Origin of the sequence: Burkholderia sp. AU27893, from assembly GCF_002223205.1 — a bacterium.
In the GTDB taxonomy this organism is placed as follows: Bacteria; Pseudomonadota; Gammaproteobacteria; order Burkholderiales; family Burkholderiaceae; genus Burkholderia.
The window spans coordinates 825,146-846,993 of sequence record NZ_NKFD01000004.1 but is presented as its reverse complement, the minus strand read 5'-3'; the positions used below and the strand labels follow the sequence as shown (position 1 = coordinate 846,993).

Sequence of the window (21,848 nt, the reverse complement as noted above, 5' to 3'; positions counted from 1 at the left end):
AGCGAAGGGTAAAGAGAATCATTCGCGCGGATGGGTCGCGTGGCACCTACCAGCGGCCCGATGCGCCACCGCCACCGCTCGAACCGCCGCCGCCGCGGAACGAATCGGAGCTCGAGCTCGAGCGCGAGTTCGACGACGGCCACTTGAAGCCTGACGACGAAGACGAGGAAGACGAGCTGCTCCAGCCGAACAGCTTGTCCAGGATGATGCCGATCACCATCAGCACGCAGAAAACCGTCAGCAGTACTTCACCGGGCGAATAGCCCATCGCATGCCCGATCGCGATCAATACCGCCAACGTCCCGCCGATGATCGCCGTGTATTTGCGGATGCGCGCGGAACGAACGACGCCGATGCCGAGCAGGCACGCCCCTGCGCCGATGCTCGTCGGAACGAGCATCAACGCCCCAAGGATCGCTTCCAGGCTGCCCTCGAAGATCGCCCCTACGGGCAGCATCACGATCGGCACGATCGTCGCAACGAGATAGCTGACCGGGACCGTCACCTGCCAGCGCAGCTTGCGCCACTCGGCCGCGACGCCCAGCGCGAGGTTGGCGAGCGCGAGCAGGAGCCAGAACGTGAAGCTGCCGTGATCGATCGGCTCCTTCTCCAGCAGCCCGTTCGACTGCCGCCTTTCCGCACCGCTCGCGTCGAGGTTACCGGCCACGTCATTCTGCTGCGCGGGCGTCTCCGGCGGCGTCATCTCGCGCACCAGCGCGTCGAGCGCCTCGCTGACGCCGGCCTCGATGCGGTTCTCGCGGAAAGCCGGCACGATACGCTCGCGGATAATCCGCCCCGCCACGATGTCCGGCACCGCGCCTTCCAGGCCGTAGCCGACCTCGATCCGCACGGTGTGGTCGTTCAGCGCGGCGACGAGCAGCATGCCGTTGTCGATCTTGCTCTCGCCGAGACGCCATTTGTCGAACACGTCGGTCGCGAACTGCTCGATCGTCGACTGGCCCGTCGAGCCGACCAGCAGGACCGCCATCTGCACGCCGAGGCGGCGCTTGAGATCGGCGAGGCGGTCGGTCAGTTCCGCGGCGCATGCGGCGCTCAGCGCGCCGGCCGTGTCCGTCACGCGCCCTTGTAGCCGCGGTGGTGATTCGGGTTTGGCGGCAACGGGATAAGTCGTTACGGCGGCCACGTGCCCGCACGCCGACGATACTTCGGCTATCGGCACGCCGGCCGCGTTGGCGGCATCGTCGTCGGTCGGCGCCGCGAAAGCCGCGCCATGGACGAGCGCGATGCCCGCCAGCACGGCGACCACCGCACATTTCGCGTTGCTGCCAAGGCGGGCCGTACCGTGCGCACGTGCGGGCGGTGCATCGTTTCGGGTCGGGCCGGCCGACGATCCCGGATCGCCCTCGCCATCCGGCGGGCACGGCCGGCCCGTCTGTCGTTTCAGGTTCATGTCGGAAACGGCGCACCGGCTCCATCGGGAACGGCGCATTCTCTCGTCGTTTTCAATCGTCCCGCAGCATAACCAATTATGAAAGGAACTGAAAGGTTTCCGGCCGGACCGGCAAACCGGCAAGCAGCGCGCGGATCCGCAATCTAGAATGACGTGACAGCGCCGCTGCCCCGGGCGCGCACCGGCTGCCCCTTTCTTCCGGACACCCGTCACCATGAACGATCGCCTTCCGCGCTCCATCCGCCCCGCGCTCGGCACGCTCTGCCTCGCCACCCTCACGACGCTTCAGGCGTGCAACGGCGATGCGTGCTTCGGTGTGGATGCCTGCTTCAACAACAACACGCAGACGGTCGCGCTTTCCGGCACGGCCGCGACGGGCGGCGCGCTCGCCAGCGCGCAGGTAACGGTCAGTTGCGCGGCAGGGTCGGCAACAACGCTGACGGATGGCGGCGGCAACTACAACGTGACGGTCAATGCGGCGCTGCCGTGCGTGATCACGGTAACGTCGGGCGGCACGAGCCTGCATTCGCTCGCATACGCGGGCGGCACGTTCAACACGACGCCCGAGACCGAACTGCTGCTGGTCTATCTCGCCGCCCAGCTCGGCACGAACACGGCCACGTTGATCGGCAATTTCCAGGGGAATTCGCGCTACCAGCAGGCGATGAACAGCGCGAACACCGTCCAGGCCGCGCAATCGGCCGTGGTAACGAATCTGCAGCAGCGCTATTCGGTGGCGCTCACCGCGCCGGCGTTCCTGACGACATCGTTCACGGTCGGGCAACCGGGTGTCGACAGCGATCTCGCCGCACTCGCGAAAGCCGGCGCAATCGATTCGAACGGGATGCCGGACGCGGCGGCCGTTTCGCTGCTGACGCAGGCCGGCGCGGCGCATCCGCTATAAGCGACCGGTGGCGGGAAGAAGATCGCCCGGTATCGGGTATCGGCCGTCAGGTGCGCGCTTCGGGTTCGCCGTCGGCCAGCAGCGCCCACCGTTCGTGGTCGCGCCATTCGCCGCCGATGCGCAGATAGCGCGGCGAAAACCCCTCTTTCGTGAAACCGAGCCGCCGAACCAGTGCAATCGACGCGTGGTTGCCGGGCTGGATGTTCGCTTCGAGCCGATGCAGCCCGAGTTCGCCGAACGCGATGCCGATCGCCGCGCGCAGGGCTTCGGTCATCAGTCCCGTACGGCTGAATTCCACCATCCCGTAGTACCCGAGGTATGCGCTCTGGAACACGCCGCCGACGATCTCGTTGAGGTTCACCACGCCGACCACCGCCCCGGACGTGCGTTCGCGCGCGACGAGGCCGACGTTCGGCCCCGTCAGGCAGCGGCCGAACCACTGGTCGAAACCCGCCTGGTCGGTGAACGAATCGACCCACGGCAGATGGTGGCTCCGGCTCGCGCGATTGGCGGCGACCAGGTCGGCTGCGTCGGTTCGCGCGACGCGGTTCAGCAGGATCGGGCTCATGGCCCGGTCGACAGGCGGCACTTACGCGGCCTCCCCACGCCCGCACACGACGGGCGCGGCCTGGGCCTGCTGCTGCGACAGGTACCGCAACAGCTTGGTGACCATCCACACGACGATGCACGACAGCACGACGAAGAACACCGCGAGCGGCGTCAGCACGTGAATCGACACGAAGCCGGCCAGCCCCATCATCGCGGACGACACCAGCAGCAGCGCACATCCGAGGATCGCGCTCGTCAGGCCGGCGATATGCGGAAACAGCGAATTGCCCTTGGCCATCAGCGTCGGATACATCGCGCCCGCGCAGAAGCCCATCACGAGCACCGGCGTCGCGAGCGTCCAGACGCGCAGCCCGACGGTCAGCGCCAGCACCAGCATCGCGACCGACGCGCCGGCCATCACGCGCGCGCCGATGCGCAGCCGTTGCTCGGCGCTCGGCAATCCGTGCCCGTGAATCCGGTTCGACAGGCCGCCGAGGAAATACATCAGCCCGATCCCGAGCGCGAGATAGCCGAAGAAGGTCGGCGGCTTGTGCAGCGTGGTCTGCACCATGAACGGCCCGACGATGTTGAACACGAGCAGGATGCTGTAGCACAGCCCCTGTGCGAGGAAGCAGCTCTGGAACACCGGGCTCGCCAGCACCTTGCCCGCGTTCGCCATCAGCGTGCGCGGCTCGAGATGCACGGGCTTCGGCAAGGTTTCGCGGTAACGCCACAGCAGCGCCCACATCACCAGCGAGTACACGAGCAGGAACACGAGGCACGCGCGCCAGCCGAACCATTCCTGCAGGTGCGCGCCGATCACCGGTGCGACGATCGGCGCGAGCCCCCACGCGATCGACATGTATGTGAACGCGTGCATCAGCGCCTGGCCGGAGAACGAATCGGTGATGATCGCCTTCGCGAGCAGGTTGGTGGTCGCGATCCCGAAGCCCTGCAGGCAGCGCGCGAGCACGAACGTCTCCAGGTTCTGCGCGCCGAGCGACAGCAGGCAGCCGATCGTGTAGATCACGAGCCCGAACGCGAGCACGCGCTTGCGCCCGTAGGCATCGGCGACCGGCCCGAAAATCAGCTGGCCGAGCGCGTAGGCCGCCATATAGCCGGACACGCTCGACTGGATCGCCTGCGGCGTGGTGGCGAACGAACGTGCCATGTCGGGCAGCGCGGGCACGTAGATGTCGATTGCGAGCTGGCCGGCGGACGCGAACAGGCAGATCAGGAACAGCAGGAAACGCGGCGAGTTCGACTCGCGCGCCGGAGTGAGCGTGGCGTTCATGACGACGGGGAAGGAGGTCGGGCAGCAGCGGCGCAGCCGTGCGATGTTCGAATGACGAACACGCGTGCGCCGTGGCGAATCCCGTATTGTGCCCGTTGTCGCGCCACGCAGCCGGATTCCCCTGGCGAGGACGAGGTTGAATGCCGATTGCGCAGCGTCCCGACATGCGCTGACCGGGCCGGCCGGCGGCGGTTTTAATGTTGATTTAAGCCGACGGCGGCATTGTCCCGGATGGCTCACTCCGTGAGCCGCACGTCATTGTTGATTCGATCAGTCTCGTTTGATGGAGATACGAAGATGCGATTCCGTTCGTATATGGCGGCGGGCGCGCTGGCGCTGGCGCCCGTGTTCGCCCTGGCCGGGCAGGCCGGCGCGGCGGCCGCCCAACCGATGTTCGTCAACGTCGACGGGCAGGCCGTGCCCGTGAAAGCCGAAACGCGCGTCGTCCAGACGGCCGTCGGCCCGATGAAGGTCAGCACGTGGAGCTGGCACAGCCCGCAAGGCGGCGCGAGCTTCGAGATGCAGACGTCGTCGTCGGACGGCCTGCCGCCCGCCGCAGCGTTGCGGCACATGCAGGCCGTGCAGTACCGGATGCAGGCGGCCCAGGCGCAGATGGTCGCGATGCAGCAGCAGATGATGGCGCTCCAGCACATCGCGCTCGCCAATGCGTTCGCGATGCCGATGCCGCAGCCCGTCGGCTTCGCGATGGCGCCGTGGGCCATGCCCGAGCCGGTGCTCGTCATCGTGCCGGCGCAGCCGTCGGTGCGTTCGACGGCCCCGGCAACGCCGGCCGCCCCGGCCGCGCGCGGCCCGGAAATCAAGGCCTGACACGCTTCGCGCCGCTCGTCGCGGCGCGCTCGAACCGCCGGCATACGCCGGCGGTTTTTCATTGCGACGGCCGAATCAATACTGCGCCTGATCCGTCGGATTCCTGAACAGCTGCTTCATCTCCGCCGACAGCGGATAGTCGAGGCTCACGCCCTTGGGCGGAATCGGCTGCGTGAACCACTGGTTGTAGAGCTTCTCGGCCGCGCCCGACGTCTGCATCTTCGCGATCACGCCGTCGACCACGTGCTTGAACGCCGGATCGTCCCTGCGCATCATGCACGCGTAGTTCTCGTGGACGAGCGGCGTGCCCGTCACCGTGTACGCGCCCGGGTTGCGGTCTTTCGCGATCTCGCCGTACAGCAGCGGCTCGTCCATCACGAACGCCACCGCGCGCCCGGTCGTGACGTTCATGAACGCTTCGGCATGATCCTTCGCGCTGATGATCGTCATGTTCATCGCCTTCTCTTCGTTGAGCTTGCGCAGCAGGCGCTCGTCCGACGTGCCGGCCGTCGTCGCGACCGTCTTGCCGGCCAGGTCCGCGAAGTCCTTCACACCGGAATCCTTGCGCGTGCTGAAGCGGATGCCATACAGAAAGATGCTGTTCGAGAACGCGGCCTGCTTCTGCCGTTCGAGCGTGTTCGTCGTCGATCCGCATTCGAAATCGATCGTCCCGTTCTGCAACAGCGGAATCCGGTTCTGCGACGTGATCGGGATTTCCTTCACGACGAGGTTCGGCGCGTTCAGTTCCGTCTTCAACTGGTCGATGATGCGCGACGCGATGTCCCGCGAATAGCCGATGTTCTTCTGCTGGTTGTCCGAATACGAGAACGGCACCGACGATTCGCGAATGCCCAGCGACACCACGCCCGTGTCCTTGATCTTCTTCAGCGTGCCGGTGAGGGCCTGCGCGTGCGCGGCGCCCGCCAGCGCACAGGACAGCGTAACGGCCAGCCAGCGTAAGCGGCGATCCATGCCTTTCTCCTGACGAAACGTTGATCGAATCGCGATCGTACGCCCGACAAAATTCGCGTCGCATCAGGGAAAGCGTAATCAACCTTCCAGCGCGGCCGCGCCGTGAAAGATGTTTTCCGTACCGCGCAAACGAGCCCGCGCCGCATATGTCGCCCGACCGGCCGCGCACGGACTCGCGCGACCTTCTGTGCCACGCGTTCCAAACACGCGTTCATGCTGCAACGCAGCAACGTAATCGTTTGCGCCCGCCCCGGTTTTTCTCGTGAAACGCACTCAAGAAGCCGCCGCGCTGGCCGTTACCCAGTGCATGGCGCGTCGCAGCAACCTGGCTGCAACCGTCAGACAAAACAAGACAAGGTCCGGGTCAGCCGGACCAGCGCCACCGCCGGCACGACGGTTATCTACGAGGATCGAGTTTCAACATGAGAACCAAGCGTTTCAATCTTGCGCTGGCGCGCTCCGCACATGCGCGCATGCTCGCCGGCATGCTGTCCGCCGCCGCCCTCCTGCCCCTCGCCGGTTGCGGCGGTGGAGGCGGCGGCGACGGCAGCAACCCGTCTTCTTCCAACGCAGCGCCTGCCCCTGCCCCCGCACCCTCGCCCGCGCCCTCCAATCCCACGGCCCCGCCTGCGTCTTCCGGCAGCAATGCGTGCACGACGCAGCAGGCCGCCGTGCAGATGGCCGCGCAAACCGCGCCGACCGAACCGCCGATCGACCACCTGATCGTCAAGCTGAAGACGCTGACGGCCACGCGCGCGATGGCGGCCATCGACAACGGGACGCGGCTCGACGCGGTGATCCAGCGCTCGCTGACGCGCTGGACGGCACCGGTCGCCGGCAGCGCACGTGCGTATGCGAGCACGGTCGGGCAATCGCCGGTGAACGTGCAGGTCGAACGGACGATCTCGAACGGCGCGAGCGTGCTGTCGCTCGGCCAGCGCATGGCCGCCACCGACGCCGCCGCGCTCGCGCAGGCATTCGCAGCCGATTCGGACGTCGACTACGCGGAACCGGATCATCCGATGCAGATCCGCGACACGCCGAGCGACCCGCTCTACAGCCAGCAGTGGTACCTGTCCGACCCGACAGCCGGGATCAACCTGCCGCCCGCGTGGAGCGTGACCAAGGGTTCGCCGACTGTCGTCACGGCCGTGCTCGACACGGGCTACCGGCCACACGCCGACCTCGTCGGCAACCTGCTGTCCGGCTACAGCTTCATCAGCAACGTCAACACGAGCAACAACGGCCTGACCCGCAGCTCTGACGCAACCGACCCGGGTGACTGGGTCACGCAGCAGGAGCTCGACAACGTTAACGGTCCGTACTATCACTGCGCGAGCCAGCCGAGCGACAGCAGCTGGCACGGCACCCGCGTGATGGGCGTGATCGGCGCGACCGCCAACAACGGCACCGGCATCGCCGGCGTGTCGTGGCTCGGCCAGATCCTGCCGGTGCGCGTGCTCGGCAAGTGCGGCGGCACGACGAGCGACATCGCCGACGGGATGCGCTGGGCCGCCGGCATCGCGGTGAACGGCGTGCCGAACAACCCGCGCCCCGCGAAGGTCATCAACCTGAGCCTCGGTGGTATCGGCGCGTGCAGCACGACGTTCCAGCAGGCCATCGACGACGTGACCGCGAAGGGCGTGACCGTCGTCGTCGCGGCCGGCAACGACGGCCTGTCGACCGGGCTCGACCAGCCCGCGAACTGCCGCGGCGTGATCAGCGTCGGCGCCACCGACGCGACCGGCCGCCGCGCGTCGTTCAGCAACTTCGGCCCCGATGTCTCGCTGAGCGCACCGGGCGTCAACATCCTGTCGACGTCGAATACCGGCACGACGACCCCGGGCTCGGACACCTACGGCCTCGCGAACGGCACCAGCCTCGCCACGCCGCAAGTGACGGGGGTTGCCGCGCTGATGTTGTCGGTGAACGGCAACCTCACGCCCGCACAGATCCAGCAGAAGCTGCAGGGCGGCACGCGCACGGCCAAGCTCGCGGCCGGCACGTCGTGCACCGCGATGCCGGCGGGCTCGGGCATCCTCGATGCAGGGGCCGCGGTCGCATCGGCCCACTGATACGCCCCCTCTGCCTCGCCCCGGCCGCGCGCATGCCGATCGTGCATGCGCGCGGCCGTTTCATTGGCGTCGATCCGACGGCGCGCCGCGCACCCATCGCCCCGATTACATTTCTCGAAATAACGACTGACAAAAGGGTTGACGCTTCGCACAGCGACCCATTACCATCGCTCCCGTCTAATTACATGGAGTGTTCTGTGAACACCGATGCGAGTTGTAGTTGGTCCTCGACCAACTTGACTGCTGCCTGAGGAAAACGCGCAGAGCCTCGTCTTCTGCCGCATCCCGGGAAGCAGGATGCGGCGTCCTTCCGGCCTGACTTGACTGGCCAGATCTCCCGCCGAATTTTCATGGTTGTCGAATGCACGCGATGCGCCATCGCGCGCGTGCGTTCGTGTTGCGCGCAGCGTCAGCCGCGTGCGCATTCCGTTCGCGTGCCGTCCGGCCGCGCGCCTTCGCGCGTGCGTCGCCGTCGATCGCCCGTGCCGACTATCCGCAACCGACAGGAGTGCTGATGAACTCAGACGACAGTAGTCGATTACCGCTCGCCGGTGCGACGCTGCACACTGCCCCTCCGGCCGCACCGCCCGCGCCGGCGAGCGTTCCCGCCTTCACCGATCCACAGCCGATCGCGCCTGACGCGACGCGGCGGGGAGCGCTCGTGCGTCGATAACGTCACGGTCGCTCCCCGCCCGCCGCCTCGTGCGCAAGGAGCGACTCATGACGACACGACACAACACATCGCACAAGAAACAGCGCGGCTTCATCAAGGCCGGCGGCGCCCAGCAGAACGATCCGCGCATCATGCGCGCCGCGCAGGAAGCGGCCCGCCCACTCGAAGACACGCTGAAGTCGCTGAACACCAGCACGCGCGGCCTCACCTACGACCAGGCCGCCGACCGCCTGCAGCACTACGGCCCGAACGAAATCGCGCACGACAAGCCGCCGCACTGGACCCGCCAGTTGCTGCTCTCGTTCCACAACCCGTTCGTCTACGTGCTGCTGGTACTCGCCGCCATCAGCTTCTTCACCGACGTCTACTTCGCCGCGCCCGACGATCGCGACTACGTCGGCATGACGATCCTGCTGACGATGGTCACGATCAGCGCGCTGCTGCGCTTCGTGCAGGAATTCCGTTCGCTGCGCGCGGCCGAGAAGCTCAAGGCGATGGTCCGCACGACGGCCACCGTGCAGCGTGCCATGACCGACACGTCCGAGCCGACACGCCGCGAGGTGCCGATGCGCGAAGTCGTGGCCGGCGACATCGTGCACCTGTCGGCGGGCGACATGATCCCGGCGGACGTGCGCCTGCTCGCGTCGCGCGACCTGTTCATCAGCCAGGCCGTGCTGACCGGCGAGGCGCTGCCCGTCGAGAAGTACGACACGCTCGGCGCGGTCGCCGGCAAATCCGCCAGCACGCGCGCGGCCGACTCCGCGACCGATACGTCGGCATCGCTGCTCGATCTCGAGAACGTCTGCTTCATGGGCACCAACGTCGTCAGCGGCACGGCGACGGCCGTCGTCGTCGCGACCGGCGAGGACACCTACTTCGGCTCGCTCGCGCGCAACGTCGTGAGCCACAAGCGCATCGAGACGAGCTTCGACCGCGGCGTCGCGAGCGTGAGCTGGCTGCTGATCAAGTTCATGTTCGTGATGGTGCCGATCGTGTTCATGATCAACGGGCTGACCAAGGGCGACTGGCTGAGCGCGCTCACGTTCGCCCTCGCGGTGGCCGTGGGCCTCACGCCCGAGATGCTGCCGATGATCGTCAGCGCGAACCTCGCGCGCGGCGCGGTTGCGATGGCGCGCCGCAAGGTCGTCGTCAAGCGGCTGAACTCGGTGCAGAACTTCGGCGCGATGGACGTGCTGTGCACCGACAAGACCGGCACGCTCACGCAGGACAAGATCATCCTTGAACATCACCTCGACCTGTCGGGCTACAAGGACGAGGAAATCCTGCGGCTCGGCTGGCTGAACAGCTTCCACCAGAGCGGCCAGAAGAACCTGATCGACATCGCGGTCGTCGCGCGTGCCGACGAGATCGGCGAGCGCGTGAAGCCGCAGGGCTACAAGAAGATCGACGAACTGCCGTTCGACTTCGTGCGGCGCCGCCTGTCGGTCGTCGTCGAGGACACGCGCGGCACGCACCTGCTGATCTGCAAGGGCGCGGTCGAGGAAATGCTGGCCGTCTCCACGCACGTGCAGGATGAGGACGGCGTGCGCCCGCTCGACTTCGTCGCGCGCAAGCGGCTGCTCGAACAGGCCAGCGCCTACAACGAGGACGGCTTCCGCGTGCTCGTGCTCGCCACGCGTGCGATCCCGCGCGGCGACGAGCGCCAGCAGTACCGCACCGCCGACGAACGCGACCTCGTCGTGCGCGGCTTCCTGACCTTCCTCGATCCGCCGAAGGAATCGGCCGCGCCGGCGCTCGCCGCGCTGCGCGAAAACGGCGTCGCGGTGAAGGTGCTGACGGGCGACAACCCGATCGTCACGATGAAGGTGTGCCGCCAGGTCGGCCTCGAACCCGGCAAGCCGATGCTCGGCACGGAAATCGAAGCGCTCGACGATGCGACGCTCGCGGAAGTCGTTGAACGCACGACCGTGTTCGCGAAGCTCACGCCGCTGCAGAAGGCGCGCATCGTCAAGGCGCTGCAGGCGAACGGCCACACGGTCGGCTTCCTCGGCGACGGCATCAACGATGCGCCCGCGCTGCGCGATGCCGACGTCGGCATCTCGGTCGACAGCGGCGCCGACATCGCGAAGGAAACCGCCGACATCATCCTGCTCGAAAAGAGCCTGATGGTGCTCGAGGAAGGCGTGATCAAGGGCCGCGAGACGTTCGGCAACATCCTGAAGTACCTGAACATGACGGCCAGCTCGAACTTCGGCAACGTGTTCTCGGTGCTCGTCGCCAGCGCGTTCCTGCCGTGGGAGCCGATGCTCGCGACGCAGCTGCTCGTGCTGAACCTGATCTACGACACGTCGCAGATGCTGCTGCCGTGGGACAAGATGGATCCCGAGTTCCTGAAGAAGCCGCGCAAGTGGGAAGCCGGCAACATCAGCCGCTTCATGCTGTGGGTCGGGCCGACGTCGTCGGTATTCGACATCACGACGTACATCCTGATGTGGACCGTGTTCGGCGCGGGTGCGATGTATCACCTGAACGGCGGCACCGGCGGCCAGATCGTGATGAACTCGGGCTGGTTCATCGAGAGCCTCGTCTCGCAGACGCTCGTCGTGCACCTGCTGCGCACGCAGAAGATCCCGTTCCTGCAGAGCACGGCCGCGCTGCCGGTGCTGCTGTCGACGTTCACCGCGATCGCGATCGGCTGCTGGCTGCCGTTCTCGCCGTTCGCCGAATCGCTCGGCTTCATGCACCTGCCGGGCACCTTCTGGCTGTGGCTCGCCGCGACGATGGTCGGCTACATCCTGCTCGCGCAGATCGTCAAGACGACCTACGTGCGCCGCTACAAGCAGTGGTTCTGAGCGTCCCCGCTTGAAGGCGTCGTGCCGGCCCGCGCCATCCGCGCGGGCCGGCAGGCACGCCACGCACGACAGGTGATCCCATGAAAAGAATGCTTCCGCTCGCAGCCGCGAGCGCCTTCCTCGCGCCGTTCGACGCGTTCGCCACCCACCCGCTCGTCAGCGACGATACGGGCACGCAGGGCAACGCGAACTGGCAGTTCGAGTTCAACGCCGAGGAAACCTCGAAACAGGAAGAAAACGGCCGCCACCAGCTGTGGAACGCGACACTCACGCGCGGGTTCGGCGAGCACGTCGATCTCTACGTGAACGCGCCTTACACGCATCTGCAAACGCGCACCGACCAGAATGGCGCCGGAATCGGCGATGTCGAGATCGGCATGAAATGGCGGTTCGTCGAGCGCGGCCCGCTGTCGATCGCGCTGAAGCCGAAACTGACCGCGCCGACCGGCAACGACCGGCGCGGCCTCGGCACCGGCCGCGTGGGCGCCGGCGCAACGCTGCTCGCGCAGCTCGACGTCGCACGGTTTTCGTTCCTCGCGAATGCGGGCATGACGTACCAGCCGAATCGCCAGGGCGACCTGACGTCGATCTGGGCCGTGTCGGGCGCGGCGATCTACAAGGCGACCGACACGTTGCAGATCGTGGCCGACATCGGCACGTCGCGCCACACGGAAAGCAGCGCAAGCGCGAATCCCGCCTTCGTGATCGCGGGCGCGATCTATTCACCGAAGCCGTGGCTCGATCTCGACCTCGGCTACCGGCGCGGGCTGAACGACCAGACCTACGATCATTCGGTGATGGGCGGCGTGACGGTGCGGTGGTAGCGCATCGACGCCGCGTGTCGAACCGCAAGACGACGGGCCGCTTCCAGCGGCCCGTTTTTCATTGCGCGTCGTTCGCGCCGAACAGTTGCGCGCACACCGCGCGCCCTTCGTCGGTCAGCGCGGCGCTGCCGGTGCCGTCCTCGTTCAACGTCGTCGCGCTCAGGCCCGCGGCGTCGAGCTGCGTCAGCACGCGGCGCAGCGTGCTCATCGGCAGTTGCGCGCGTTTCGCGATCTTCGGCAACGACCAGGTCTTGCCGGCCGGATCGCTCGCGGCGTCGTTCAGCGTCGCAAGCGTCGCGACGAGTGCGGGATCGAGCGGGGCGTCGTCGGATTCTGAAGTCATGGGTGGCCGTTGTTGAGCGAGACTGGGGCTGGCGATCGGGCGACCGCTGCCGGCTGAGGACACTATACCGCTTCGTCCATCATGCATTCTTGATCGCGGCACGCATGAACGACACGAAGCGTGTGGTGACGGGATCGTCGCGATCCGACAGCCATGCGAGCCCGACACGCCACTTCGCATCCCGGCCGTCGAGCGGCAATACCGTCGCGTCGCGCAGCAGATATTGCGCACGCGACGGAATGAACGCGACGCCCGCGCCGGCCGCGACCGACGCGAGCACCGACTGCACGTCCTCGGCCTGCTGCGTCACGTGCGGCACGAAACGGCGCTCGACGCACCACCGGTCGACCTGCGCGGCCAACCCTTGGCCGCGTGCGCGCTGCAACGCGATGAAGCCGATCTCGTTGAGCGTACCGAGATCGGCCGGCACGCGCTTCAGGCCGAGATGCGGCGGCACCGCCAGCGCCAGCGCCTCGTCGATCACCTTGAACGACGACAGCCCTTCGTCCGACGGCAGACGCAGGAATCCCGCATCGAGCTTGCCCGCGCGGAGCCGACGCGTCTGCTCCGCGGACGACAGGTCGCTCAACGTCACGGCAATGCCGGGATTCCGGCTGCGAAACTCCGCGACGAGCTTCGGGACGAGCGTCAGCACCGACAGGCAGATGCCCAGCCGCAAATGGCCGCGCTGCCCGCTCGACAGTTCGCGCGCGCGGGTGAGAATCTCGTCCGCATCGCGCACCAGCGCCTGCGCATCGGGCAGGAAGCGCTCGCCGAACGCGGTGAGTTCCGCGCCGTGCCGGCCGCGCTCGAACAGCTTGCCGCCGAGGCTCGCCTCGAGCGCGCCGATCTGCTTGCTCAGTGCCGGCTGGCTCATGTGCAGCGCATCGGCCGCGCGGCTGAAATGGCTCAGCTCGGTGACCGTCAGGAAGGTTCGCAGCAGCTTCAATTCCATTCTTAAAAGGAATCGTAACAATCGAAACATTCATTTTACCGATCGAATGCGATGACGTTCAATACGGACATGCCCTTTCAGGAATCGACCGTCATGTCTGTAGATCTCGTCTGTGATTGTCCGCCCGACGACACGTCGTGCGCACCGGCCGCCTTCGATGAGCGCGCCGCAACGGCCGACCCGCGCGCGCCGAAGCGTCGTACCGAACGCGCCGACGGCCGCGGCCGACGTTTTCGTTTCGGTGATGCGGTGGACGCAATGAGCGCGACGAACGACGCACCGCCGCGCCCCGTGACCGGCTCGATCGCGATCAGCTTCGCGGTGGTGTCGCGGCGCAACTGGCCGCGTTGAGCATCGTCGCTATCGACCCACGATCGCGCCGCGTATCGGGTCATATATCGAGCAACCGCAAGCGCGCAGGCCGCTGCACCCTCCTTGAATCACCGATCAGCGTTTGCCAATTTCACCGAATCGCGCATCTTTTCCCGCCTTCAATCGTCATCGCCCCGCGATCGACCGTATAATTTTCCGCATCCCGCTGACCGCCCACGCATTTCACGCAACCTCACCGCGCGTGAAAAGGAGACTTTCGCTTGACCGGCCTCATCGCGCGCCTGCCTCTCGCCCGGACCATCCTGCTCGTCGCCCTGTCGATGCTGATGTTCGCCTTCTCGACGAACGCGTCGTCCGCACAACGTCACGCGCCGCAGCGCGTCGCGCATGGGCAGCCGCATGCGAAAAAGGTCGTCAAGAAAGCCGTCAAGAAAAAGCCCGCGCAGCGTAAGCAGAAGGCCGTCAAGCACCGCCGCCCGCGTGTGAAGCACCAGGCAGTCAAGCGCCAGGCGGCACCGGCCCCGCAGCAGCGCCGCGCCAAGCGCACGACCGCTGTGCGCCCGCGCCCGGCGGCCGCCAGGCCGCGCCTGATGGCAAGCTGCGGCTATAACCCGCGCGCAGTCAACTCGCTCCATTCACGCGCCGCCTACGTGCTCGACGTCGACTCCGGCACGCCGCTGCTGGCCCGCAACGCACGCACCGTGCGGCCGATCGCGTCGATCTCGAAGCTGATGACGGCCGTCGTCGCGCGCGACGCGGATCGCCCGCTGAACGGCGTGCTGCGCGTCACCGCGCACGACCGCGACACGATCAAGTTCACCGGATCGCGCCTGCAGGTCGGCTCGGAACTGTCGCGCCGCGAGATGTTCCATATCGCGCTGATGTCGTCGGAAAACCGCGCGGCCGCCGCGCTGAGCCGCGACTATCCGGGCGGACGTGCCGCGTTCGTCAAGGCAATGAACCGCGAAGCGCGCCGCCTCGGCATGCGCCACACGCACTTCCGCGAGCCCACCGGCCTGTCGCCGCACAACATATCGACGGCCGAGGATCTCGCGAAGCTCGTCGGCGCGGCAGCACAGGATCCGCTGATCCGCTATTTCTCGACGGATACGTCGACCACCGTGCGGCCGGGCGACGGCGAGCTGCTGTACGTGAATTCCGACCCGCTCGTCCGCTATCGCCGCCTGCCGATCCGGCTGCAGAAGACCGGCTTCATCAACGAGTCGGGGCACGGCGTCGTGATGCGCATGCGGGTGAAAGGCCGCCGCGAAACGGTCGTGCTGCTCGGCGCGCCGACGCGCGCGGGTGTCTCGAGCGATGCGATCAAGATCCACCGCTGGCTGTCCTGCTCGATCCAGTAAGCGCGCACGGGCGGCCGGCGCGTTCACCGTCACGGAGCGATGCCATGCAGGACGAATACCGCTTCAACGCATTTGGCCGGTTACTCGCCGTCGTCCGCAAGGACGACCGCTGGATCGTGTTTGCTCTCGGCGCCGAAGGCAAGCGGCGCCCGGCCGACCTGCACATTCCGTCCGCGCTTGCCGCCGACGAACTCGCGCAATACCTCGGCGACCTGCTGCACGAAAGCGCGACCCCGCGATACAGCGAAGTCGTACCGGTCCCGCTCCCCGGCGCGTAACCACCCGCCCGGCTGCACCGCGGTCCGGCGATCAATTCGACAGTTAAACTTGCAAGTTTAACTGTCGTGTCCTATGATCCGCCGCATGAACCCGCCACGCAAATCCGGCGTTTCCGCCGACATCGTCGCCGCCGATCTGACCCTCGCGGTCGGCCAGTTGATCCGCCGGCTCCGCTCCGAAATCGAATCCGGCGGCCTCGGCATGTCCCAGACGAGCGCGCTCGCGCGGCTCCAGCGACACGGGCCGATGACGACCGCCGACCTCGCGCGCGCCGAAGCGATGAAGCCGCAGTCGATGAAGGCGACGCTTGCCAGCCTCGAGGAAGACGGTCTCGTCGAACGCGAACCGCATCCGACCGACGGCCGCCAGATCCTGTTCCGGCTGACCGCGGCCGGCCTCGACGCACGGCTCAAGCGCAACGCCGCGAAACACAAATGGCTCGGCGCCGCGATCGCGCAGCTCGATCCCGAAGACATCGCCACCCTCGCCGCCGCGATCCCGCTGATCCGCCGCATCGGCGAGCAATGAATCCGGCCGGCGCGCCCGGCGGCATTCGCGCGCACGGCTTCCTTCGCCCCTTTCACGGAGTCCCATCATGAGCGCAACCCGTCTCGATACGAACACGGCCCTCGTCGTCATCGACCTGCAGAAAGGCATCGTCGCCCTCCCCACCGCGCACCCGGTCGAACCGGTGATCGCGCACACCCGCACGCTGCTCGACGCATTCCGCAGCCGCGGCCTGCCGGTCGTACTGGTCAACGTCGCGGGCGGCGCGCCGGGTCGCACCGAGCAACCGCCGCGCACGGCACAGCTCCCGGCCGACTGGGCCGAGCTCGTGCCCGAACTGAACCGGCAGCCGGGCGACCACCTCGTCACGAAAAAGACCTGGGGTGCCTTCACCGGCACCGACCTCGACGCGCACCTGAAGGCCGCCGGCGTCACGCAGATCGTGCTGACCGGCGTCGCGACGAGCATCGGCGTCGAATCGACCGCACGGCAGGCGCATGAACTCGGCTACAACGTCACGCTCGCCGTCGATGCGATGACCGACCTCAACGCGGATGCGCATGTGAACAGCATCGAGCGTCTGTTCCCGCGCCTCGGCGAGACGGGCACGACGCAGGACATCGTCGCGTTGCTCGACCGGCGCGGCGCGTGAGCGATCCACGCACTCGGCCGGCGCGGGACCGCGCGGCCGGCCGGCTCGATCCGTCGATCTGGAAGGTCAGCGCAGTCGCGGTGCTGGGCTCGTTGCTGTCGCAACTCGACGCGACGATCGTCAACGTGTCGCTGTCGAGTCTCGCGACCGACCTGCACGCGAATCTCGCGACGATCCAGTGGGTGACGAGCGGCTACCTGCTCGCGCTCACGCTGGTGCTGCCGCTGAACGGCTGGCTCGTCGACCGGATCGGCGCGAAGGCGCTGTACCTGTGGTGCTTCTCGGCGTTCACGCTCACGTCGGCACTGTGCGGGCTCGCGTGGTCCGCGCCCTCGCTGATCGCCTTCCGCGTGCTGCAAGGCATGAGCGGTGGGCTGCTCGCGCCGATGGCGCAGATGATGATCGCGCGTGTCGCCGGCCAGCAGATGGCGCGCGTGATCGGCTACGCGGCCGTGCCCGTGCTGATCGCGCCGATCCTCGGCCCGGTCGTTGCCGGCGCGATCCTGCAGCACACATCGTGGCGCTGGCTGTTTCTCGTGAACCTGCCCGTCGGCGTGCTGGCGCTTGCGCTGGCCGTGCGGTTCCTGCCCGGCGACCGCGACGACACGCAGCCGCGCGAGCTCGACTGGGTCGGCCTCGCGCTGCTGTCGCCGGGGCTCGTGCTGTTCCTCTACGGGATCGAGCGGATCAACGAAGCGCTCGGCATCGCGGCGATCGTCGCGGCGGCGCTGGTGCTCGCGGCGTTCCTGCGGATCGAAACGCGCAAGGGCGACCGCGCGTTGATCGACCTGGCGCTGTTTCGCCGGAAGGTGTTCGGCGCGGCCGCGTCGACGCAGTTCCTGTCGAACGGCGCGCTGTTCGCGGGCCAGATGCTGATCCCGGTGTTCCTGATCCAGGCGTGCGGCCGCACACCCGGCGAAATGGGCTGGCTGCTCGCGCCGATGGGGCTCGGCATGCTGGTCACCTACCCGTCGATGGGCGCGCTCACGAGCCGGTTCGGCGTACGCCGGCTGGCCGCCGCCGGCGCCCTGCTCGCGCTGTTCGCGACGCTGCCGTTCGTGTTGCTCGCGCTGACCGGCTACGATCCGTACTTGCTCGTGCCGGCGCTGTTTCTGCGCGGCATGGGCCAGAGCGCGATCGGCGCGCCGTCGATTTCCGCCGCGTATGCGTCGGTCGAGCGCCTCAACCTGCCGATGGCGACGACCTCGCTCAATATCGTGCAGCGTCTCGGTGGGCCGACGTTCACGACGATCTGCTCGCTGCTCCTCGCGTGGCGGCTGCAGGCCGAATCGGTAGCGAGCGGCGGCACTCAGGCAAACGCGTACGCGTGGGCGTTCGCGCTGCTTTGCGTGCTGCACGCGGCGAGCTTCGTCACGACGCTGCGGCTGCCGTTGTGGTCGGCCGGTGCGGGCGGGAAACCTGCCGGCACCGCGCGCGCCGGTTCGCGCTGACCGTGAGCGCTACGTCACGCGGCACCGTGCCCCGCGCGCGGCGTCGCTATGGCAACCACATCGGCACGATCGACGCCACCCGCACAACGGCTTCGCGCGCGTGCGGGCGGCGGCCTAGCGCCGGCTCCCGCTACACGATGCCCGGTTCCTGCGGCACCGGCGTCGTGCCTGCAGCCTCCAGGGCCTGGTGCAGTGTCGGGAAGATGCACGACGCGCCGACGATCTCCGTGATCCGGTGACGATCCATGTCCGCGCGCAGGTAACGGTTGACGCGCCCGAACAGCACACCGATCCCGCGGGCCTGCAGCATCCTGATGAGATCGGTCAGCGTCCGCGCGGCCGAGTAGTCGATATCGGTGATCGCGCCCGCATCGACGACGAACCAGCGCGTCGGCACCGGCGCCGCATCGACGAGTTCGGTCACTTCGGCGGTGAACAGATGATCGTTCGCGAAGAACAGGTCGGAGCCGAACCGGTAGACGATCAGCCCCGGCGCCGTCATCGCGCCTGGCCGCGTGGGCACCGGCTGCCACCGCCCGTTGCCTTCGACCGGTTCGAGCACCATCGTGTGCGGCTGGTAGCTGTGGCGCACGTGCCGCATCAGCGACAGCGCGACGGCCAGCAGGATGCCGTGCTCGACGCCGACCGTCACGACGGCCAGTGCCGTCACCAGCGCGAGCGTGAACTCGCCGGGGCTTTCCTTGCGGATCGCGGCGAGACTGCGCACGTTGATCAGCCCGAGCGCGATCGTGAACACGATGCCGGCCAGCACCGCATGCGGCAGGTACTGCAGAGTGGTGCTGAAGAACAGCAGGACCACGGCCACCACGGCCGCGAACGCGAGGTGCCCGATCTGGCTGCGCACGCCCGCGCCGTCGGCCATCGCCGTCTGCGTCGGGCTGCCGTTGACGACGAACGCGCCGCCCACCGCCGCCGCCGCGTTCGCGGCCGCGAGGCCGAGGATGTCGGCGTTGGTGTCGACCTCCTCGTCGTACTGCTGCGCGAATACGCGTGCGGCGGCCGCGCTCTGCGCGATGATCATCACGAAGCAGGAAGCGGCGACCGGCACGAGATCGAGGCACTGCTGCCACGTGACGGACGGCCAGCGCAGCGGCGGCAGCCCGCCGGCGACCGGCCCGAGCACCGCGATGCCGTGCGCGGCGAACCCGAACGCGTAACTTGCGGCGATGCTGCCCGCGACCACGATCATCGGCATCGGCACGCGCGGCAGAAACCGCTTGCACGCGAGAATCGCGACGACGACGAGCGCCGCGAGCGCGAACGTCGGCCGGTTCGCGTGGACGAGATGCGTGACGACGTAGTCGAGCTGCGCCAGGCTGCGCGACGCCGGGTACGGCACGGCCAGCCCGAGCATGTCGCCGAGCATCGCGATCGACACCTGCACGCCGACGCCGGCGAGAAAGCCGACCAGCACCGTGCGCGACAGGAAATCGGAGAGAAAGCCGAGCTTGAAGAGGCGCGCGAGCAGCAGCATCGCGGCGGTCAGCAGCGCAACCATGCCGGCCAGCGCCACGTACTCGGCGCTGCCGGCTGCCGCCATCGACGACAGCCGGCTCGCGAAGATCGTCGCGGTCGCGGAATCGGCGGCCACCACCAGATGCCGCGACGCGCCGAAGCACGCGAACGCGACGAGCGGCAGGAACACCGTGTAGAGGCCCGTGACGGCCGGCATGCCGGCGATGCGCGCATAGCCGAGCACCTGCGGGATGTCCATCGACGCGAGCGACAGGCCCGCGAACACGTCGCGGATGGCCCCGCCACGGCGGATCGGGAGGATGCCTTTCAGCAGCCGCACGCCTGACGGGCGGCTTTCGTTGGTATCTTGCATGCGTGATATGCGTGAATACGGGGTGACGGGGTTCGCGAAGTCGTTCGCGCATCGTGCCCCGGGCAGGCATCACATGGCAAGTGCGCGAAGGTGGCACGTGTCGCTCACCCTCGGTGATGTGCCACACGCGAAGGCGAGCGTTACGTGCGCCGACATGGGCGATGCCCGCATGATTGCATGGATCGCCGTTCACGCGCATCGAAGCGCAAAGGCCCGCTGGAGCGGGCCCCAGCCAATTCCCGCCAGTGCGCAACGCATCCGGCGACATGCGCGTGCGGCCGCCCGCGGTGATGCGCGTTCACCACCCGGCCTCACCCGATTACAGAGGAAACCTACGCAATGGTGAGGAGATTCGGGAGCCGCGCACCATGCACCCGCAGTAACGCGCCCGGAACCCGATGGCACAATCACGGTCCCTTTCATGTGCCCTTCACCGGGCGCGCGCCGCGCCGCGGCGCCGATTCAACGCACGAGAAGGCCCCTGTTTGCCCCTATGACCCTGAACGAATCCTGGTTTGCGCCGCTCGTCGGCACCCTCATCCTGCTTGCCGCCGCCGGTGCGATCACCGCCGTCGTCCATTTCCTGTTGTTCCGCGTGGTCGCGCGACTCGCGCGGCTGTCCGCCACGCGCGTCGACGACGCGCTGTTCGAGTTCGGCGCATTCAAATGGCTGAACCGCATCGTCCCGTTCGTCGTGATCAAGTTCGGGCTCGGCGCGGTGCCCGGCATCCCCGAAACGGCCGCGGAGATCGCCGACAAGGTGCTGTTCGCGCTGATCGTGTTCCTCGTGACGATGACCGTCAGCGCGACGCTGTCGGCGCTCGAGCACACGCATCGCACGTACCAGCGCGATCAGCGCGGCCAGCCGCACCTGTCGCTGAAAGGCGCGATGCAGCTCGTCAAGCTCGTGATGTTCATCACGGCCGCGCTGGTCGTGATCGGCGACGCGACCGGCAAGCAGATCGGCCTGCTGCTGTCGGGCATCGGCGCGATGTCCGCGGTGCTGATGCTGATCTTCAAGGACACGCTGCTCGGCCTGGTCGCGGGCGTGCAGCTGTCGTCGAACGACATGCTGCGGATCGGCGACTGGATCACGATGCCGTCGGCCGGCGCGGACGGCACCGTGATCGACATCACGCTGAACACCGTCAAGGTCGCGAACTTCGATCACACGATCATCACCGTGCCCACCTGGAAGCTGATCACCGAGAGCTACCAGAACTGGCGTGGGATGACCGAAGCGGGCGGGCGCCGCATCAAGCGCGCGCTGTTCGTCGACGCGACGAGCGTGCGCTTTCTGTCCAACGACGAGATCGAACGGCTCGAACGGCTGACGCTGCTGAAGGACTATCTCGAGGACAAGGTCGACGCGATCGAGCAATGGAACGGCACGCTCGGCGCGGCCGGCGACTGCCCGGCGAACCGCCGCCAGCTGACGAACCTCGGCACGTTCCGCGCGTATGTCGCGAACTACCTGAAGGGCCATCCGCGCATCCGCCGCGACATGACCTGCATGGCGCGGCAACTGCCGCTCACGGCCGAAGGCATTCCGCTCGAACTGTACTGCTTCACCGACACGACGACGTGGGTCGACTACGAGGCCATCCAGTCCGACCTGTTCGATCACCTGATCGCGGTGCTGCCGGAGTTCGGGCTGCGCGTGTACCAGCACCCGTCGGGCTTCGACATGCGGCAGATGGTCGGCGCCGCGCAAGCCGGGCTGCAGGCGCCGCACGCGGGGTGAGGCATGCGGTGGCGGCCGATCATCGGCCGCC

Annotated in this window: 19 protein-coding genes; 12 read left to right on the top strand and 7 right to left on the bottom strand. The window is 67.6% G+C overall.

Annotated elements, in window-relative coordinates; all coding sequences use genetic code 11:
• Positions 1–46: 46 nt before the first annotated feature.
• Complete coding sequence (locus CFB47_RS23725) at positions 47–1,411, bottom strand: YgcG family protein (RefSeq protein ID WP_179258971.1); 1,365 nt, start codon at positions 1,409–1,411, stop codon at positions 47–49.
• Positions 1,412–1,625: 214 nt separating this feature from the next.
• Here CFB47_RS23725 and CFB47_RS23720 point away from each other — a divergent pair, with 214 nt between their 5' ends.
• Positions 1,626–2,315, top strand: coding sequence for a hypothetical protein (locus tag CFB47_RS23720; protein WP_089458417.1), 690 nt, complete (start codon positions 1,626–1,628; stop codon positions 2,313–2,315).
• Between the two features lie 46 nt (positions 2,316–2,361).
• On the opposite strand, the gene CFB47_RS23715 is transcribed toward CFB47_RS23720, so the two are convergent.
• Both CFB47_RS23715 and CFB47_RS23710 read right to left on the bottom strand, forming a co-directional pair.
• Positions 2,362–2,883 carry a GNAT family N-acetyltransferase gene (locus CFB47_RS23715; protein WP_089462462.1) on the bottom strand — a complete coding sequence of 174 codons (522 nt, stop codon included), beginning with the start codon at positions 2,881–2,883 and terminating at the stop codon, positions 2,362–2,364.
• A 21-nt stretch (positions 2,884–2,904) separates the two neighbouring features.
• On the bottom strand, positions 2,905–4,158 hold the full coding sequence (locus tag CFB47_RS23710) for a multidrug effflux MFS transporter (RefSeq protein ID WP_089442260.1): 1,254 nt from the start codon (positions 4,156–4,158) through the stop codon (positions 2,905–2,907).
• A gap of 297 nt (positions 4,159–4,455) precedes the next feature.
• Here CFB47_RS23710 and CFB47_RS23705 point away from each other — a divergent pair, with 297 nt between their 5' ends.
• Positions 4,456–4,986 carry a hypothetical protein gene (locus tag CFB47_RS23705; RefSeq protein WP_089462461.1) on the top strand — a complete coding sequence of 177 codons (531 nt, stop codon included), beginning with the start codon at positions 4,456–4,458 and terminating at the stop codon, positions 4,984–4,986.
• 75 nt (positions 4,987–5,061) lie between these two features.
• Here the strand turns inward: CFB47_RS23705 and CFB47_RS23700 are convergent, their stop codons facing one another.
• Positions 5,062–5,958 carry a glutamate/aspartate ABC transporter substrate-binding protein gene (locus CFB47_RS23700; RefSeq protein ID WP_089458420.1) on the bottom strand — a complete coding sequence of 299 codons (897 nt, stop codon included), beginning with the start codon at positions 5,956–5,958 and terminating at the stop codon, positions 5,062–5,064.
• 422 nt (positions 5,959–6,380) lie between these two features.
• Here CFB47_RS23700 and CFB47_RS23695 point away from each other — a divergent pair, with 422 nt between their 5' ends.
• From CFB47_RS23695 to CFB47_RS23675, 3 genes are all read left to right on the top strand, one after another.
• Entirely contained in the window at positions 6,381–8,033 is a 1,653-nt protein-coding gene (locus CFB47_RS23695; protein ID WP_089462460.1) for a S8 family peptidase, read from the top strand.
• A gap of 720 nt (positions 8,034–8,753) precedes the next feature.
• Positions 8,754–11,519, top strand: a complete 2,766-nt coding sequence (mgtA, locus tag CFB47_RS23680; RefSeq protein ID WP_089463524.1) for a magnesium-translocating P-type ATPase — start codon at positions 8,754–8,756, stop codon at positions 11,517–11,519.
• Positions 11,520–11,599: 80 nt separating this feature from the next.
• Positions 11,600–12,343: a transporter gene (locus CFB47_RS23675; RefSeq protein WP_089462458.1), complete on the top strand. Its 744-nt coding sequence runs from the start codon at positions 11,600–11,602 to the stop codon at positions 12,341–12,343.
• 58 nt (positions 12,344–12,401) lie between these two features.
• On the opposite strand, the gene CFB47_RS23670 is transcribed toward CFB47_RS23675, so the two are convergent.
• Together CFB47_RS23670 and CFB47_RS23665 are read right to left on the bottom strand one after the other, a co-directional pair.
• A complete protein-coding gene (locus tag CFB47_RS23670; RefSeq protein ID WP_069251804.1) occupies positions 12,402–12,686 on the bottom strand; it encodes a transcriptional regulator in 285 nt (94 codons plus the stop codon).
• Positions 12,687–12,765: 79 nt separating this feature from the next.
• Entirely contained in the window at positions 12,766–13,641 is an 876-nt protein-coding gene (locus CFB47_RS23665) for a LysR family transcriptional regulator (RefSeq protein WP_089442252.1), read from the bottom strand.
• Between the two features lie 51 nt (positions 13,642–13,692).
• Between CFB47_RS23665 and CFB47_RS23660 the strand changes: the two genes are divergently transcribed.
• The 6 genes from CFB47_RS23660 to CFB47_RS23635 all read left to right on the top strand — a co-directional run bounded on the left by CFB47_RS23660 (position 13,693) and on the right by CFB47_RS23635 (position 18,224).
• Entirely contained in the window at positions 13,693–13,992 is a 300-nt protein-coding gene (locus CFB47_RS23660; protein WP_089462457.1) for a hypothetical protein, read from the top strand.
• A gap of 242 nt (positions 13,993–14,234) precedes the next feature.
• A complete protein-coding gene (locus CFB47_RS23655; RefSeq protein WP_089462456.1) occupies positions 14,235–15,335 on the top strand; it encodes a serine hydrolase in 1,101 nt (366 codons plus the stop codon).
• Positions 15,336–15,379: 44 nt separating this feature from the next.
• Positions 15,380–15,613: a hypothetical protein gene (locus tag CFB47_RS23650; RefSeq protein WP_089462455.1), complete on the top strand. Its 234-nt coding sequence runs from the start codon at positions 15,380–15,382 to the stop codon at positions 15,611–15,613.
• 73 nt (positions 15,614–15,686) lie between these two features.
• Positions 15,687–16,142 (top strand): MarR family winged helix-turn-helix transcriptional regulator, encoded by a 456-nt coding sequence (locus CFB47_RS23645; protein WP_089442248.1) that lies wholly within the window; start codon positions 15,687–15,689, stop codon positions 16,140–16,142.
• A 67-nt stretch (positions 16,143–16,209) separates the two neighbouring features.
• A complete protein-coding gene (locus CFB47_RS23640; protein ID WP_089458429.1) occupies positions 16,210–16,773 on the top strand; it encodes an isochorismatase family protein in 564 nt (187 codons plus the stop codon).
• Positions 16,770–18,224: a DHA2 family efflux MFS transporter permease subunit gene (locus CFB47_RS23635; RefSeq protein ID WP_089462454.1), complete on the top strand. Its 1,455-nt coding sequence runs from the start codon at positions 16,770–16,772 to the stop codon at positions 18,222–18,224. The genes CFB47_RS23640 and CFB47_RS23635 overlap by 4 nt, the downstream gene beginning before the upstream one ends.
• A 130-nt stretch (positions 18,225–18,354) precedes the next feature.
• On the opposite strand, the gene CFB47_RS23630 is transcribed toward CFB47_RS23635, so the two are convergent.
• The gene (locus CFB47_RS23630) at positions 18,355–20,073 is read right to left on the bottom strand and encodes a SulP family inorganic anion transporter (protein WP_089462453.1); all 1,719 of its coding nucleotides are present in this window, start codon (positions 20,071–20,073) and stop codon (positions 18,355–18,357) included.
• A 493-nt stretch (positions 20,074–20,566) separates the two neighbouring features.
• On the opposite strand from CFB47_RS23630, the gene CFB47_RS23625 reads away from it, so the two are divergent.
• Complete coding sequence (locus CFB47_RS23625) at positions 20,567–21,817, top strand: mechanosensitive ion channel family protein (protein WP_089462452.1); 1,251 nt, start codon at positions 20,567–20,569, stop codon at positions 21,815–21,817.
• Positions 21,818–21,848 lie beyond the last annotated feature (31 nt).

Excerpts from the sequence above, each read along its gene's own strand:
- CFB47_RS23640 (WP_089458429.1), top strand. The coding sequence starts at position 16,210 with ATGAGCGCAACCCGTCTCGATACGAACACGGCCCTCGTCGTCATCGAC.
- CFB47_RS23645 (WP_089442248.1), top strand. The coding sequence starts at position 15,687 with ATGATCCGCCGCATGAACCCGCCACGCAAATCCGGCGTTTCCGCCGAC.
- CFB47_RS23725 (WP_179258971.1), bottom strand. The coding sequence starts at position 1,411 with ATGAACCTGAAACGACAGACGGGCCGGCCGTGCCCGCCGGATGGCGAG.
- CFB47_RS23665 (WP_089442252.1), bottom strand. The coding sequence starts at position 13,641 with ATGGAATTGAAGCTGCTGCGAACCTTCCTGACGGTCACCGAGCTGAGC.
- CFB47_RS23720 (WP_089458417.1), top strand. The coding sequence starts at position 1,626 with ATGAACGATCGCCTTCCGCGCTCCATCCGCCCCGCGCTCGGCACGCTC.
- CFB47_RS23710 (WP_089442260.1), bottom strand. The coding sequence starts at position 4,158 with ATGAACGCCACGCTCACTCCGGCGCGCGAGTCGAACTCGCCGCGTTTC.
- CFB47_RS23705 (WP_089462461.1), top strand. The coding sequence starts at position 4,456 with ATGCGATTCCGTTCGTATATGGCGGCGGGCGCGCTGGCGCTGGCGCCC.
- CFB47_RS23675 (WP_089462458.1), top strand. The coding sequence starts at position 11,600 with ATGAAAAGAATGCTTCCGCTCGCAGCCGCGAGCGCCTTCCTCGCGCCG.
- CFB47_RS23700 (WP_089458420.1), bottom strand. The coding sequence starts at position 5,958 with ATGGATCGCCGCTTACGCTGGCTGGCCGTTACGCTGTCCTGTGCGCTG.
- CFB47_RS23625 (WP_089462452.1), top strand. The coding sequence starts at position 20,567 with ATGACCCTGAACGAATCCTGGTTTGCGCCGCTCGTCGGCACCCTCATC.
- CFB47_RS23660 (WP_089462457.1), top strand. The coding sequence starts at position 13,693 with ATGACGTTCAATACGGACATGCCCTTTCAGGAATCGACCGTCATGTCT.
- CFB47_RS23650 (WP_089462455.1), top strand. The coding sequence starts at position 15,380 with ATGCAGGACGAATACCGCTTCAACGCATTTGGCCGGTTACTCGCCGTC.
- CFB47_RS23630 (WP_089462453.1), bottom strand. The coding sequence starts at position 20,073 with ATGCAAGATACCAACGAAAGCCGCCCGTCAGGCGTGCGGCTGCTGAAA.
- CFB47_RS23695 (WP_089462460.1), top strand. The coding sequence starts at position 6,381 with ATGAGAACCAAGCGTTTCAATCTTGCGCTGGCGCGCTCCGCACATGCG.
- mgtA (WP_089463524.1), top strand. The coding sequence starts at position 8,754 with ATGACGACACGACACAACACATCGCACAAGAAACAGCGCGGCTTCATC.
- CFB47_RS23670 (WP_069251804.1), bottom strand. The coding sequence starts at position 12,686 with ATGACTTCAGAATCCGACGACGCCCCGCTCGATCCCGCACTCGTCGCG.
- CFB47_RS23715 (WP_089462462.1), bottom strand. The coding sequence starts at position 2,883 with ATGAGCCCGATCCTGCTGAACCGCGTCGCGCGAACCGACGCAGCCGAC.